This is a genomic window from Schaalia turicensis ACS-279-V-Col4 (genome assembly GCF_000296505.1).
Lineage (GTDB): Bacteria > Actinomycetota > Actinomycetes > Actinomycetales > Actinomycetaceae > Pauljensenia > Pauljensenia turicensis_A.
The window spans coordinates 58,180-72,711 of record NZ_JH815210.1 but is presented as its reverse complement, the minus strand read 5'-3'; the positions used below and the strand labels follow the sequence as shown (position 1 = coordinate 72,711).

The window sequence follows — 14,532 nt, the reverse complement described above, 5'->3', positions numbered from 1 at the left end:
ATGACCCTGACCGTTTCAATGACTGACGAAGAGCTTATCGTCTTTGGACGCAACGAAGCGAGTAGCGAGCTGAGCGCTATCGGCAAGGTTGCCGACCAATTCACAGATTCTTTCGTCGAAACAGTCCACGTGCTCGCAGAGTGCACTGGAAAGGTTATCGTAACCGGTAGCGGAACCTCGTCCACGATTGCACGACGCCTGGCCCACCTCTTGTCCGTCACCTGCAAGCCCGGCTTGTTCGTTCACGCCATGGATGCTTTGCACGGCACAATGGGCGCCATTGAACCCACGGACGTGCTGATCGCGATTTCGAAGGGCGGCGAGTCCGATGAAATCAATAATCTGTGCAAGCTGGTCCACGACAAGGGAACGAAGCTCATTGGACTAGGGGAGCACCCCGAATCGACCTTTGCCTCTTTGTGTGATGTGTTTGTTCACCTTCACACTGATGAAGGCGGAGACCCCGAAAATGTGATTGCAATGGGGTCAACGTTGCTTGCTGCAGTGTGGGGCGACGCGCTTGTTCGTACCATGATGAAGCTGAATGGATGGGATGTTTCCGAGTCCTTGTCGCTCCATCCCGCGGGATTTGTGGGCAAGAGTGCTGAAGAGATTCTACGCCAGCAGGAATCGAAATGACTAACGATCGCCTGGTCATCGGCATTGATCTTTCTACGCAGTCGTGCACGGTTGAAGCCCGACGCGTTGAGGATTTTGAAGTTGTAGCGCGACAACGCCTGCCGTTGGCGTCTACGACTCCGCCTGTTTCAGAACAGAATGCCGATGACTGGTGGGAGGCGCTTGTTCAGGCTTTCCATCTGATGAAAGCTGATATTGATCTGCAGGCTGTTCGTGCGATTGGTGTCAGCGGTCAGTGTCATGGTCTTGTTCCGCTGGATGGGGACAACCGTGTGATTCGTCCTGTGAAGTTGTGGAATGACACAACATCAGCGCCTCAGATTGATGCGCTTATTACTCGATTTGGCGCCGACTATTGGGCGCAGAGGGTTGGTTCTGTCCCGACTGCTGCCTTCACGATCGGTAAGCTCGCATGGCTTATTGAGAATGAGCCGGCCACGATTGCACGCCTGCACCGTATCCTGTTGCCTCACGATTACTTGGTTTTCAAGCTGACGGGTGAAGCAGTCACAGATCGTTCGGAAGCTTCTGGCACCGGCTACTTTAATTCGCAGTCGAATTCCTATGATTTCGAATTGCTACGCGGATGCTTCGGCGACGTGTTGACGTGGGAATCATTGTTCCCGCGGGTCGGTCAGCCCAATGATGTGGCTGGAACCGTCCTTCCTGACGTTGCCAACTTGCTGGGGCTACCCACTGATGCGGTTGTAACCGTCGGTGGTGGTGACCAACATATGGCTGCTCTGGGACTTGGAATCAATGACGGTGACGTAGTTTTCAGCTTGGGCACCAGTGGCGTTGTGTACACGTCCAGTAGCGTTCCCGTTACATCTGGAATCGTGGATGGTGTTGCGAACGTTGTGGGTGGCTACTTGCCTCTGGCATGCACGTTGAACTGCACGAAGGTAACGGATTGGGCTGCGCGTCTGCTGGGAGTTTCTGTGCAGGAACTCGATCAGCTGGCATTGGATGCGTATCGCTCCCATGATCCGTTCCCTGTTTTTGCTGCGTACCTTGATGGGGAGCGTTCGCCAGCGTATCCGGGTACGACCGGTGTGATTGCTGGTTTAACCAGTGATATGACTCGTGAGCAGTTTGCTGAGGCGATCTTCGTTGGGGTTATTGCTGGACTACTGCGAGGATTGGATGCGATTCATCAGTCTGGTGTGTCTACCGATGGGCGTGCGATTGCTGTAGGCGGTGGTGCACGATCGGCTGCCTATACGCAGATCATCGCTGATCTGCTGGGGCGGTCTATCGATGTGATTCGTGAGCCTGAAGCGACAGCACGAGGGGCCTGTATTCAAGCGTTGTCTGCGATTACGACGGGTGACGTGGTCATCGTGGCGCGTGATCAACAGCCGTCAGTTTTGGCAACGGTGAATCCCCAGGGGCACTTGTCTTGGGATGAAGTCCGCGATCGCTACATTTCAGTGTGTGACTACGCGGCTTCAACCGCGCATCTGCGTTCTTGATCAGATGTTTTGAAGCCTTACGCTTCGCCAAAGCAGATCTTTATGCGACTGCGCGTCCTTGGAGGAATAAGTGTATAGGCATTACGCGTTCAACGACGGTGTAGTCAGTCGCCTGGGTTATTGCGTGCGTATTTCTATAGGTTGTTGCCACGCCTCTTCACGTCTTGCCAATCGGTTGCTACATAGTTGTCGTTAGCCTAAGAAAGTAGGCGCCAAGCATCATGAGATTGTGACTCGTGTGAGGAGTGGCGAAGGGAATCAGATATGCGATGTCCGATATTCACGGGCATCTCGATGCATTAGAAGATGCCCCTGCGCGTATTGGCTTGGGCGCTGACGACCAGTTGTTCTTCTTGGGTGACTACATTGATGGTGGTCTGCAGTCGCTTGAGGTTCTCGAACGGGCGATAGGTTTGGTTGACTCAGCTCCATATCAAGCGATCGCTCTTCCGGGTAATCATGAAGTCGACTTTATTGATTGGGCTCTGGTCTGTGACGACCCGTACACGTGGCCAAATGCGGACAAAGATCCGTTCGAACAAGTGGAAACGCTGGGAGTAGTGCTTCGTGATGCGGTTGTCTCGACAACACAGACCATTGCTGAGGTTGCTGGATCAGCTGCCGTTGTTCTACAACTGCTACATTGATTGCGACGTCGAGAAAACGGGGAGGCTCGGAATATTCACCACCTGAGGTGAGCTCTACGAGCTTTTCTCAAGGTGAGCAGTGTACGAATGGAGAGCACCTCAGCAACACTGATGAGGCTCGAAACCCATCGTGGCTGACGTCGTCACCAGGGATGGTGAACGTACAGACCTTGATACGTCGAATGTCGTCATGACAAGGCATCTCCTTACCGCCGTCATTGTACTGAGCCAACGAGGCCACGGTGTGCCAGAGAGACAATGCGACAGGAGCTTTAGCGCGGCGAATCATAGTGAGAAGCAACGCAAAATTCAGATATTCATTCGCGTAAGCCCCCACATACCAAAGTACGAACAGGCATCTCCTGAGCCCGCTCGTTCACGAAAGTCTTTTCGGCTTCCGACAGCCCAAAGAAATCAGCCAACTGCGAATCAATCACTGGAACTAAAGACCCCCAATCGATGCTCAAATCAGCTGGAGCCTTGCTCACCAAGTTCGGCACATTCGCCCACACCGCGCGCTTGTTATCCTGCGTCACCTTCAAAGACCCAAGAAGAAGCCTCGCGAACTTCGTATGCAAAAACGTCGCTAGTTCTTCAGCTTCCTTACGCGTCCCAAACGCGCCGATAGAAATGAATGACTGCGTATGAGCGAAACCAGGGGGCAACAGAACAGGAGGAGCAAGAACTTCACCCAACTTGCCTGTGCCATTCGACTTCGCCAGCGCAACTTTCCACGCATCCAAATTGGGATGATCGCGCACGTAACGACGATCAATAAACTTCACAAGTCGGCGATTATTCTGCCGGCCAAGCACTCCGATCATTCCCCTGTGGGCAACATCGTGAAAAATCTCAGGCAACACATCGAAACAATTCGTCGTCATATCAAACGAATGCCCCGCAGAAACACGTTCAATCGCCTGCGGATGCTCGACATGCAACACCGAAGTGAACCGGTAGCTCTCGGGAGCAAACATAATCTGATCAAGAAAACTGTCAGCGACCGCATGAACTCGAGCAACAATCGAACGCAACTCACGGTCAGGAATGAACGAGCCGATCGGGGGCAAAGAAACGTTCGTATCCCGTAGCGTGACAGCGATCCCGCCCTTCACTTCAGCAGCAGGAAAAACGCGTCGACTATCCGCCTCAAACAAAGACACGCTCACATGCGGGTCTGAAAGAACCTGACGATTCCACTTCTTCGAAGTCTTCCCAGCATTAAATAAGAAGCGAGCCGGCGTTACGAAACACGCCAGAGGAGACACCCTAAACGCAAAATCCATGAAGTCCGGGTAAATCTGACGATCGCTAGTGCCAGCCATCGCCTTCTGATACGGCGGATTGGCGACCGTAACGTCAAAGGAGTCAACAGGAAGAACAACATCCGCCCCAGACGGAGACTTCAACGTCAGCCCATCCATCTGCCAGACGTTTCGGGCAATTGCATGAGCTACTTCGGTCAGTTCGTCTGTGACAAGAGAACGCCCAAGCAGAGCCGATGTTGCTTCATCAAACGAAGCCAGAAGATTCAGGCGCGCAAGCAACAAAGAATCACCCTGAAGCTCGAATCCAAAGGTCGCCCTCAATGCGCGCAACGCCCAATTAAGCGTTGCGGCCTCGTCACCCAATGAAACGGGAATAGCTGCCAACTTGCGGTCTAAAAACCCAACGCGCCCACCAAGGCCAATCGGTTCGCCCGTCGTAGCGTCATACCGGCTGGTCAAATACGGAGCCTCGCCACACGCGATTTCAAGTACCCGACGATCCACGTAGTTTTCCCACGCTCTGTCAGACATATCGTTGAACGCGGGGAGCCTTGGTCGGAGCGGACGCAATATGCTGGCAGACGCATCCAGGATCGCATCATCACAAGGCTCGTGGCCTCCAGACCACGCATGATCCACGACATCATTTTGAAAGTTCACCAGCCACGCCGGAGTGAAAATCTCAGCGCGTTCTTTCGTCCGAACAGCCTGAGCGTCACGCGCCTTCGTTGTGCGCGGAGTAATCAAGCCAGGATTCGCGTTCAAAACATCAAGGGTGATCTGCTGATCAGCATGGATTCCCAGATCCTCATAGTCTTGAGTCGCCCACACAATATTGCGCGAGAAGACACCGGTATTGCTACCGTCGGCGCCAGCAGGTGTATCCGCGTCAGTGGAAGTCGCATAATCTCGAAGCAAAAGTGGCAGTAGATCAGCGAAACGCGCGGACAGGTCAAGGGCCTGCGAGCGTTGCATCGGATCACCTCACGAATTGGACGGGACTTCCCTCATAAGGCTACCGTCCGAGATACTGATGCGAACCACCTCTCCGCTTCAGAACGTTCTCTCCGCTTCTCAACGTTGTTGAGAGGAGACATCATGATCCAACGAATGGCCTCGGTCTTCCCCGGGATCTTTCTGCTGATTATCGTTCTTTCTGCTGATTATCGTTGCGACAATATCCAGCGTTGAAATCGATGTCATTCTTCGGCCACATCCCGCACTGTGAGTGCTCGTGATTGTCTCACCAGCAGATCTCATCTGGTCTTTAACTTCAATTCGGCAGCTACGACCGAGTACTTCCATGGTGTCACGCGTCGGAACGCGCTGGGGCGACCGATTAGTGTTCTTGACGCCAGATTGTGTCTATGTGCGTGACGCGTGTGGCAGTTCTTGCAACTTCGAACGCCAAGGATTTGCAGGGGGACTGGTGTGGAGCTCGTCAATCCTTGGGACTAAGACTCGTCAATCCTTGGGACTAAGAACAGCTATTTCTGCCAGAGTGTGTGCCCGGCCTCGTCCAGGATGAGGGCGTGAGCGGTTCCGGCCTCGTCGATTGACAACTGGACATCCACGAAGGTGGAATCATCGCCTGGGGCGTATGAGCGGTAGGAGTAGCTCGTGTTAGCGACAGCGACGGTTATTGTGAGCGCGCGGGTCAGCCACGGACGCTTTCTACGTAGCCAGACCAGCGACCTCAATGCTTCGTAGGTCGTGTGCCCAAACCCTAGCAATTCGCCGGGAGATGCGGGCAGGGGAGGACGCACCGCGTCATCGCCGAACTGGCGGTCTTCTTTCACCCCCGTGAAGCCCTGCTCATCGCCGTAGTAGATCGACGGGGTGCCACCCAGCGTCATGATGATCGCCTGCGCCACCAGTGCGCCATCGGCGCCAAGCAGAGACGAGATGCGCGTCGTGTCGTGATTGCCCACGAACGTCTGCGGAACGAACGTCTCTAAGAATTCGCCGTGGCGTTTCAGCGTCCAATCGAGCTCAAAGAAATTCTTATCCGTGATCGACGACCAGATTGCCTTCCACAATTCGTACTGCGTGACCGTATCAACGTGGGCATCCCTAACGAACGCGGGGTAGTCACCGTGAATGACTTCGCCGAGGAAGAAAGTATCGGGGTACGAGGCCCGGACCCGGTCGCACACGTCTGCCCAGAACTCAGTTGGAACGGAATATGCTGCATCAAGTCGCCACCCATCGATGCCACGGGCACACCAATACTCCATTACCTGCTGAACGAAATCCTTGACGCGCGCGTTCGTGTGGTCGAAGCGCACGAGGTCCTGGTTCCCCTCAAAGAACCAGGGGTAGGGGCCACCGTCGGACTCCCAATCGATGTGGAATAGGGGAGCATCGGGGGAATTGGGCGTTCCGAAAACGGGATCCTTGCCGGCTTCAAGAACCGCGCGCAGAGGCTGATACTGGTCGCTGACGTGCGAAAATACGCCGTCGAGCATGATGTTCATTCCGTGAGCATGGCATGCCTCAACCAGCGCGTCGAAGTCTTCGACACTGCCCAGACGCGGATCGATACGGAAATAGTCGAGCGTGTCGTATCCGTGCGTCGCCGAATCAAAGATCGGGCCGAGTAGCAGTCCCGTCGCACCAAGCTCGGCGGCATAATCCAACCAGTTGATCAACATTCGCAGGCGCGGGGTCTGCGTCCGATCACCGTCGCGAATCGGCGCGCCACACGCTCCCAGCGGGTACACGTGCCACCATATGGAATCTGCTCCGGGCGTGCGATCAGAGGTTGAAACGCTGTGGGTCATAGGCAAACTGTAGCCCGTGACGCAGGGGAATCGAGGTGGAACACAAGGTGGAGCACAAACGGATAGTGCGGGTGCAGGCGTGACCTGATTGTGCGCACGCTGAACTTTAAGGGTGCGACTGTGACCAAGCAATCGCGGGCACGTTTGCGCGCCCACAACGCGCAATGCGACCCTGGATGTATGAGTTCTTCTGAGCGCGACATGACCGCCAGCCCCGAAGGCGTATCTTCGTCGACTGGTGTGAAGCCACGGCGCGTTTCCACACTGTCGACCGTGATGGCGCTGGTTGCTGTCCTCACGATCTCACCCTCGATGCGCGTCGGAGCAACATCGCTCGGGCCTGTCCTGACTGGTGTCCAATCCACTTTTGGAGTGGGAGCGATGGCGGTTGGTCTGCTCTCCGCGTTGCCGTGTATTGTCTTTGCTCTCATTGGCGTACTGGCAGTTCCACTGTCAAAGCGCTTCGGACTGACGTGCGTCGTAACCGTCGCAATGGCCGTGACAACCATCGGCTTGGGTGTGCGTCCCCTCGTGTCGAACTACTGGGCGTTCCTCCTGCTCAGTGTTGCTGGACTTGCTGGTCCCGCCGTCGCTAATGTCATCGTGCCAGCGTGGATCAAACTGCACAAAGCTGGTCGCACGGTTCTGCTTCTGACGGTCTACGGTAGCGTTCTCCCGCTGGGTGGTGCGGCGGGTTCCTTCCTCAGCGCGCCGATTGGGGGGCCTGATTCATCCGGCTGGCGAACCGCGCTGTTCATCTGGGCACCGTGGGCACTGTTGGCAGTGTTCGTCTGGCTTCTCGTCTGGAAGAGTGTCGGTCGAGACACTCCGCCACTCGCTCACTCTTCTGGGCCCGTACCTGAGTCTTCTACGCTGCTGACAGGGGACGAGGCCCCCCAGTCGTCATCGCCCTCAGCTACCAACAGGCGGAGCCTGATGACGTCACCAACCGCCGTGGCGTTGATGGTCGCGTTTGGCCTTCAATCTTTGAATGCCTATGTTCAATTTGGTCAGCTTCCAACGATTCTCACAATGGTGGGAGTCGACCGAACAAGCGCAGCTGTGATGGTCGCAGCCATCAACCTGTGGACACTTGTTGGCGGCTTGATTATGCCGAAGATCGTTGACTCGGTGAAGAACTTGCCTCTTGTCTCTCTGCTCTTCGGGGTGCTGACTGCTTCCGGTTATCTCGGCCTCTTGCTTGCTCCAACCTTCTCTCCCTGGCTGTGGGTGACGCTGCTGTCGATCGGTGGCTTCATGTTCCCGCTCTGCGTCACTCTGATCCCTGCGCGCGCTCGCACTGCATCGATGACCGCGCGCCTGTCGGGTATGACTCAGCCTGGCGCATATATTGTCGCAGCATTCGGTCCGATCATTGTTGGCATGGTGCTTCAAGCAACCGATTCGACTACTCCTGTTCTGATCTTCCTGACGATCATGGCTCTCTTGATGGGCATCATTGGCATGCGAGCATCCGCTCCCGTATTCGTTGACGACGAAGTGTAAGAGCAGGTGGCCTCGTACCTGAACGATGGCCGAAAGACGCAAAAGTGGCTGGCATTCGCATCCGCCCAATCTCATAACGCACCAACATGCCACTCTTGATGGTGGTACAACGGAGAAAAGTGTTCGCGGGGAGGAATGACGATGCAAGGAAGCGTCGAAGAAGCAATCGACATTGCGCGCGGTGGTCGAATTCTGGCGGTGACTGGCGCGGGAATGTCCACCGACTCGTCCCTGCCGGATTATCGAGGCACCGGCTCAACCCCTACAACCCCGGTTGATGTCGACATGTTTACGTCCGACCCCGTGTGGTATCGCTGGCTCTGGTATCGCAATGAAGCGACGTGGAAAATCCTCGAAAACTGCCAGCCCAACGATGGGCATCGGGCGCTTGCCACGATGGAAGCATCCGGACACTTGCTGGGCGTCTCCACGCAGAACGTCGACCGTCTGGACGCGCGCGCTGGAACGCGTAACATCTGGGAGCTCCACGGACGCTACGACACGGTTGAATGCCTGAGCTGTGGCTCCGTCACGCCCCGCGCAGCATTGTCCGCGCGGTTGCGTGCGTTGAATCCGGACCTCGTCGAAGAAACCGATCCCGCGCACGTCGATATCACCCCCGATGCCCGTCGCGACTTAGCCGAAGTCTGCACGTTCACTCCCGTGTACTGTGAACGCTGTGGCGGAATGCTGAAGCCGTCCATCGTCATGTTCGGCGAAGGGCTGCCCGAGTCCGCGTTCGGTCCATCCCTCGACACAGCTGCGTCGTGCACTGTCGTGTTGGTCGCGGGCACGTCACTCGCTGTCTCCACCGGTTTGTGGGTTGTTCACGAGGCCATGCGTGCAGGCGCTACCCTGATCGTAGTGAACAGGGGAGTGACAGCTGTGGATCGCTTCGCCGACGTTCGGATTGAGGCAGGCACGTCTGAGGTACTACCTCAGATTGCTAGTGCGCTCGCCGGCTGAACATATCGAGGCGTGGCAGGTTGCCCACGTTGTGCGCGGTTGAAGAACATCTCAGGTGTGACAGGGTGAAGGCAGCTGCTCGTTTTCTCGAGCACCACATGCGTGCAGTCGTTCAATCAATCGTTGACTCGTATCCGAAAGAAAACGCGTGTGCGAAGACAATCGCAGAATTGGTCGAGCTGAGACTCGGTTCTTCTTTGTCGACCGATGAGATCGCCTACCTGACACTTCATTGTGCACGCTTGTCGATGCCGACTCCGGCTCAGTGACGATGCTACGAAGCTGAGGCGACGTATTCTGCGCTAGTCGTCACGAGGTGCAGAGTGGAAGGGGCCCCGAACCGTAACGGTTCGGGGCCCCTTCCTTCAGCTTAGAGACCTGAATCAGACGTCAGCCTTCTGAGCTTCAATCTGGCGGCGAGCAACGTCAACGCGCTCGCGGATGATGCGAACCAGGGCAGCAGACACCTCGGTGTGCGACGCGATCCACTCTTGACCGGCAGCGACGATGTCCACGCCTTCGGCGTAGCCAGCAATGTCGGTCGGGAACATGAGGATCGCGATGTCCTCAGCAGTGTGGAATGTATTCTCTGCCCACACGCGTTCGATCAGGTTGAAGTAGTCGGCAACGAACTGAGTGTACAGAGCCGGGTTTGTGCGAGCCTGCGTCCAGAAGCCGGAAACCATAGCCCAGCGAGTGTCATTCGGGATCGACAGATCCGTCATGACCGCGTCGAAGACGTTGCGCTTGACGGTTGCGTCTTCCACGGCTGCGCGAGCACATGCTGCGTTCTGGTGGCCGGTCATCGTGCCATCTTCAGCTTCGAGAGCCACGATCTCTGCTTCGCCGGCAAGACCCAGGCGAACCAGCGCGATCAGCAGTACCCAACGGCAATCAAGGTCAAGATCGAGGCCTTCAAGAACCTTTTCACCTGCGAAGATTGCTCGGAGTTGCTCGCCTTGCTCGGCGGTGGTAGCACCGTGAGCGGCTGCGCGGATCAGTATGTTTTGTTCGTCTGATGCCGGAGCAGCTGCAACAGCAAGGTCCAGAAGTGCGCCACCAACTTTTTCGAGGGCAGCCTGACGCTCGGCCGGAGCAACAAAGGTACGAACTGCTTCTTCGATGTGACGGATCGTCAGCTGGAGCATCGACATATTCGTCTCACCCGGGATCGCCGCAAGAGCAAGATCCAAGTAGGAGCGTGCCGACATCTCACCATCGCGGGTCATATCCCATGCGGATGCCATGATGACGCCACGGGTCAGCGAATCGGTGATCGACGCAATGTTCTTTGTTGCGAACTCGAGGGACTCGGCGTCCATGCGGATCTTCGCGTATGCCAGGTCACCGTCGTTCAGCAGAATCAGCTGGGGGCGAGCAAGGCCAGAGGCAGCAGGAACAACGGTGCGTGCGCCGTCAACATCGAGCTCTTGCCGGAAGACCTGCTTCAAAGAACCATCTTCAGTGGCCGAGTAGCCGGCGACGGCCATGCGGTGCGGGCGCAACGAGGAACCTTCAGAGAAGGATTCCTGCACAACAGCGAGTTCGGAGATTGTGCCGTTGTCGTCGACGTTGATTTCGGGGCGGAGCAGGGTCACGCCTGCTTCTTCCAGCCAGACCTTCGACCATGCCTTGAGGTCACGGCCTGAAGCCTTCTCGAGTTCACCCAGAAGGTCGGTGAGCGTCGCGTTCGCGTAGGAATGAGCGGTCAGGTATTCGTGCAGACCGGTGAAGAATCCTTCGCGGCCCACGTAGGACACCAGCTGACGCAGAACGGATGCACCTTTTGCGTAGGTAATACCATCGAAGTTCACCTCAACGTCCGCGAGGTCACGGATTTCAGCTTTAATCGGGTGAGTCGTGGGCAGCTGATCCTGCTTCAAGCCCCAGTCCTTGCGGAGCATGAAGCCTGTCCATGCGTCGGTGAACTCGGTGCCCTCAGTGAGAGCCAGGTGGCTCATGAACTCAGCGAAGGATTCGTTCAGCCAGAGGTCGTTCCACCATTTCATCGTCACCAGGTCGCCGAACCACATGTGGGCGAGCTCGTGAAGAATCGTGTTGGCTCGGGTCTCAAGCTGAGCAGCAGTCGGGCGAGTACGGAACACGTAGGAATCGCGGAAGGTCACGCAGCCTGCGTTCTCCATTGCGCCAGCGTTGTATTCAGGAACGAAGATCTGATCGTACTTCGTGAAGGGGTAGGCGATGCCGTACTGCTTCTCGAAGAAAGCGAAGCCCTTGCGGGTCGTGTCAATGATGCGATCAGTGTCGAGGTGCTCGACCAGCGACGCGCGAGAGTACACACCCAGATCAATTGTGCGACCGTCAGAGGACACCAGTGAATCGGTAACGCCTTTGTACGGGCCAGCAATAATCGCGGTGATGTACGTCGACATCTTTTCAGTTTCAGCGAAACGGTAGATCCACGTCGTGCCATCAACCTCGGGCTTAGGAGTCGGAGCATTCGAGAACACCAGCCAGCCAGCGGGAGCGCTGACGGTCAGAGTGAAGGTTGCCTTCAGATCAGGCTGCTCGAAGGTCGTGTAGACGCGGCGAGCATCCGGAACCTCAAACTGGGAGTAGCAGTAGTCTTCGCCGTCAGCCGGATCGGTGAAACGGTGCAGGCCTTCGCCGGTGTGCATGTACTGGCAGTCAGCTTCAACTTCAAGAACGTTGTGCTTAGCCAAACCGTCCAGCGCGATGCGGTGGTCAGTGTGAGCCTCGGTGGGGATTTCCTGACCATTCAGACGAATCGAACGGACGTTGTTTGAAACTAAGTCAGCGAAGGTCGAGGCGCCGGCGGTCGCATCGAACTCGATGCGCGTCGTGGAACCAAAATCAGTGGCGCCACGCGTCAGATCCAGCGTGATGTCGTAGTGGTGAACGGACAGGATCTCCGCGCGTGTCGCTGCTTCTTCGCGGGTGAGGTTCAATCCCGGCATGATGCCCTTTCAATTCAGAGGAACGTAAACAAAGAAATACTTGATCCTATCTTTTCACTGAACGACCTTTGACGCACATTTGACAATGAAAAAGCAAGCATGACCCGCCAGAGTGATCAGTCGTGAACGGGGAATAGTCCCAGACTGATGGCTGTTCGCCACGGTAGAAATGAAGCGGAGTTTTACCAGATGTGAACACGCTGTGAGGGATCAAGCCACATGTGATCGCCCTGACAGACATCGAAGGCCTCGTGGAACTGATCCATATTGCGTGCAATCTGATTGCATCTAAACTCTGCGGGCGAGTGAGGATCGATCGCCAGCATCTGCAGAGCAAACTCTGGGCGTGACGCGGTTCGCCACGCTCGCGCCCACGCGTAGAAGAAGCGTTGGGGTCCGCTCAGACCATCAATCACCGGGGCAGAATCAATAGTTAAGCCTCGTTCGCTCAACGTGGCAACCCACGCATTCCATGCAATCGTCAGACCAGCAAGGTCGCCAATATTCTCGCCCAGGGTCAGTGCACCATTCACCGTTGGAACAGGTGAAGACTCTTCTTCCACCTGCGTATCTTCGCCGGCGTCCAGATCATAGACCGCAGGTTGAGCCACATCTAGGGGAGTGAGCGTGTCGTACTGTTCGACCAGTTTGCTCGTGATCTGCTCGAAGAGCTCGCGGTCGGTGTCACTCCACCAGTTTTCAAGGTTGCCCTGAGCGTCATACCGTGAGCCCTGGTCATCGAAGCCGTGCCCGATCTCGTGTCCGATAACTGCGCCGATTGCACCAAAGTTCACTGCATCGTCAGCTTCGGGATCGAAGAACGGTGGTTGCAAGATCGCGGCAGGGAAGACGATTTCATTCATCGCAGGGTGGTAATAAGCGTTCACCGTCTGAGGAGTCATCAGCCACTCGTCGCGGTCGACTGGCTCATCGAGCTTACGTAGTTCTCGCGCGGTCTCGAACTGGTAGGCCTTTGTCACGGCGTCAACCAGAGAATCACCCTGTTCAATGACGAGCCCCGACATGTCGCGCCACTTCGGTGGATACCCAATCTTCGGGCGGAAGGTTGCGAGCTTTTCAAGCGCCCGCTTCTTTGTCTCTTCGCCCATCCAGTCACATGCAGTGATTGCTTCGCCGTAGGCATTCAATAGCCCTTCGACCAACTGATCCATGCGTTCCTTGGACTGTGGCGGGAAGTGTCGTGACACCCAGATGCGCCCCAGCGATTCGCCGGCAACAGATTCAACGAGGCCGAGTGCACGCTTCCAACGAGGTCGCAGTTCCTGTGTGCCTGACAAGGTACGGCCATAGAAATCAAAGTTTTCTTCGACAAACTCCGAAGAAAGCAGACCGATCCGCGCATCCAGTACGGAGAGCTTTGACCAGATCTTCAGATCTTCGATCGGAGTCTGGCCCCAAATCTGCGCCGATCCGGCAAAGAAATCGGGTTGGGACACGCTGATCTGGGCCTCGTCCCCGATCTGCCAACCCAGGCCGCGCGCCCACGCATCCCAATTGAACCCAGGCGCACTGGCAGCAAATTCGCGCCACGTCATCTGGTTATCAGACAGGAGGGGATTGCGGTTATCCACGGCACTGCGGTGATGCGAAGCAAAACGCGTTTCGAGGTCCATAATCAGGCGCGCAACCCGGGCAGAGGTTTCACCAATACCGGCCAATGATGCGAGTTTCTCGAGGTGAGAAACGTAGGCATCGCGGATGGGTGCATATGAATCTTCGCGATAGTAGGCCTCGTCCGGAAGACCTATTCCGCCTTGGACAAAGGTCATAATGCGCGCATCGGAATTATGCGGATGCGTACCGCTGTAGGCCCCAAAGAAAGAATCGGCGCCGCCGGCCATCAACGTGCCAGTCAATTCATCAAGTTCTTCGCGAGTAGTTACGTGATCGATGGCTTCGAAGAAGGGGAACAGGGGAGTAATGCCTGCTTCCTCAATCGCGTTTTCATCCATAAATGCACCCCAGAGGGTAGCAATAAGAGTGGCGTCCGTGTCATCAAGAGTGCCGGCAAGAGCATCGTTGCAAATATCCCGACCACGTTCTTCGGAAAGATCACGCAACGCATGGAAAGCGCCGTCGATCGGCCGGTCAGCGGGGATTTCATGCGTTGCAATCCAGTGTCCATTGACGTGACGATAAAAATCGTCCTGCGCACGGACGTTGGAATCGATGTTTGCGGTTTCTAGGACTCGCGCCAGAATCTTTTCGCTCATGCGCTAACTGTATGGCAGAGCATGTAGATATCGCTTTGCGAAAACAGGGGAGTGGTCGGAGGGGTCATGTGCCCC

At 56.1% G+C, this 14,532-nt stretch carries 10 protein-coding genes; 6 read left to right on the top strand and 4 right to left on the bottom strand.

Translation table 11 applies throughout. From position 1 onward, the window contains the following. The 3 genes from HMPREF9241_RS07095 to HMPREF9241_RS07085 all read left to right on the top strand — a co-directional run bounded on the left by HMPREF9241_RS07095 (position 1) and on the right by HMPREF9241_RS07085 (position 2,761). Positions 1-639 carry an SIS domain-containing protein gene (locus tag HMPREF9241_RS07095; RefSeq protein ID WP_006681606.1) on the top strand — a complete coding sequence of 213 codons (639 nt, stop codon included), beginning with the start codon at positions 1-3 and terminating at the stop codon, positions 637-639. Beyond that, positions 636-2,114 (top strand): xylulokinase, encoded by a 1,479-nt coding sequence (xylB, locus tag HMPREF9241_RS07090; protein WP_006681605.1) that lies wholly within the window; start codon positions 636-638, stop codon positions 2,112-2,114. Before HMPREF9241_RS07095 ends, xylB begins: the two co-directional genes overlap by 4 nt. A 269-nt stretch (positions 2,115-2,383) precedes the next feature. Beyond that, positions 2,384-2,761, top strand: coding sequence for a metallophosphoesterase (locus tag HMPREF9241_RS07085; RefSeq protein WP_006681604.1), 378 nt, complete (start codon positions 2,384-2,386; stop codon positions 2,759-2,761). Between the two features lie 317 nt (positions 2,762-3,078). On the opposite strand, the gene HMPREF9241_RS07080 is transcribed toward HMPREF9241_RS07085, so the two are convergent. Together HMPREF9241_RS07080 and HMPREF9241_RS07075 are read right to left on the bottom strand one after the other, a co-directional pair. After that, the gene (locus HMPREF9241_RS07080) at positions 3,079-5,004 is read right to left on the bottom strand and encodes an Eco57I restriction-modification methylase domain-containing protein (protein WP_006681603.1); all 1,926 of its coding nucleotides are present in this window, start codon (positions 5,002-5,004) and stop codon (positions 3,079-3,081) included. A gap of 512 nt (positions 5,005-5,516) precedes the next feature. Next, complete coding sequence (locus HMPREF9241_RS07075; RefSeq protein WP_006681601.1) at positions 5,517-6,812, bottom strand: alpha-amylase family protein; 1,296 nt, start codon at positions 6,810-6,812, stop codon at positions 5,517-5,519. Between the two features lie 180 nt (positions 6,813-6,992). Between HMPREF9241_RS07075 and HMPREF9241_RS07070 the strand changes: the two genes are divergently transcribed. From HMPREF9241_RS07070 to HMPREF9241_RS07060, 3 genes are all read left to right on the top strand, one after another. Beyond that, on the top strand, positions 6,993-8,318 hold the full coding sequence (locus HMPREF9241_RS07070) for an MFS transporter (RefSeq protein ID WP_083856963.1): 1,326 nt from the start codon (positions 6,993-6,995) through the stop codon (positions 8,316-8,318). Positions 8,319-8,453: 135 nt separating this feature from the next. Beyond that, complete coding sequence (locus HMPREF9241_RS07065) at positions 8,454-9,284, top strand: Sir2 family NAD-dependent protein deacetylase (RefSeq protein ID WP_040318675.1); 831 nt, start codon at positions 8,454-8,456, stop codon at positions 9,282-9,284. 65 nt (positions 9,285-9,349) lie between these two features. Then, positions 9,350-9,553 (top strand): PRD domain-containing protein, encoded by a 204-nt coding sequence (locus tag HMPREF9241_RS07060; RefSeq protein ID WP_006681598.1) that lies wholly within the window; start codon positions 9,350-9,352, stop codon positions 9,551-9,553. Between the two features lie 114 nt (positions 9,554-9,667). Here the strand turns inward: HMPREF9241_RS07060 and pepN are convergent, their stop codons facing one another. Next, positions 9,668-12,223 carry an aminopeptidase N gene (gene pepN, locus HMPREF9241_RS07055; RefSeq protein ID WP_006681597.1) on the bottom strand — a complete coding sequence of 852 codons (2,556 nt, stop codon included), beginning with the start codon at positions 12,221-12,223 and terminating at the stop codon, positions 9,668-9,670. Positions 12,224-12,405: 182 nt separating this feature from the next. Then, positions 12,406-14,457 (bottom strand): M13 family metallopeptidase, encoded by a 2,052-nt coding sequence (locus tag HMPREF9241_RS07050; RefSeq protein ID WP_006681596.1) that lies wholly within the window; start codon positions 14,455-14,457, stop codon positions 12,406-12,408. Between the last annotated feature and the right edge of the window lie 75 nt (positions 14,458-14,532).

Excerpts from the sequence above, each read along its gene's own strand:
- HMPREF9241_RS07050 (WP_006681596.1), bottom strand. The coding sequence starts at position 14,457 with ATGAGCGAAAAGATTCTGGCGCGAGTCCTAGAAACCGCAAACATCGAT.
- HMPREF9241_RS07075 (WP_006681601.1), bottom strand. The coding sequence starts at position 6,812 with ATGACCCACAGCGTTTCAACCTCTGATCGCACGCCCGGAGCAGATTCC.
- HMPREF9241_RS07095 (WP_006681606.1), top strand. The coding sequence starts at position 1 with ATGACCCTGACCGTTTCAATGACTGACGAAGAGCTTATCGTCTTTGGA.
- HMPREF9241_RS07070 (WP_083856963.1), top strand. The coding sequence starts at position 6,993 with ATGAGTTCTTCTGAGCGCGACATGACCGCCAGCCCCGAAGGCGTATCT.
- pepN (WP_006681597.1), bottom strand. The coding sequence starts at position 12,223 with ATGCCGGGATTGAACCTCACCCGCGAAGAAGCAGCGACACGCGCGGAG.
- HMPREF9241_RS07080 (WP_006681603.1), bottom strand. The coding sequence starts at position 5,004 with ATGCAACGCTCGCAGGCCCTTGACCTGTCCGCGCGTTTCGCTGATCTA.
- xylB (WP_006681605.1), top strand. The coding sequence starts at position 636 with ATGACTAACGATCGCCTGGTCATCGGCATTGATCTTTCTACGCAGTCG.
- HMPREF9241_RS07085 (WP_006681604.1), top strand. The coding sequence starts at position 2,384 with ATGTCCGATATTCACGGGCATCTCGATGCATTAGAAGATGCCCCTGCG.
- HMPREF9241_RS07065 (WP_040318675.1), top strand. The coding sequence starts at position 8,454 with ATGACGATGCAAGGAAGCGTCGAAGAAGCAATCGACATTGCGCGCGGT.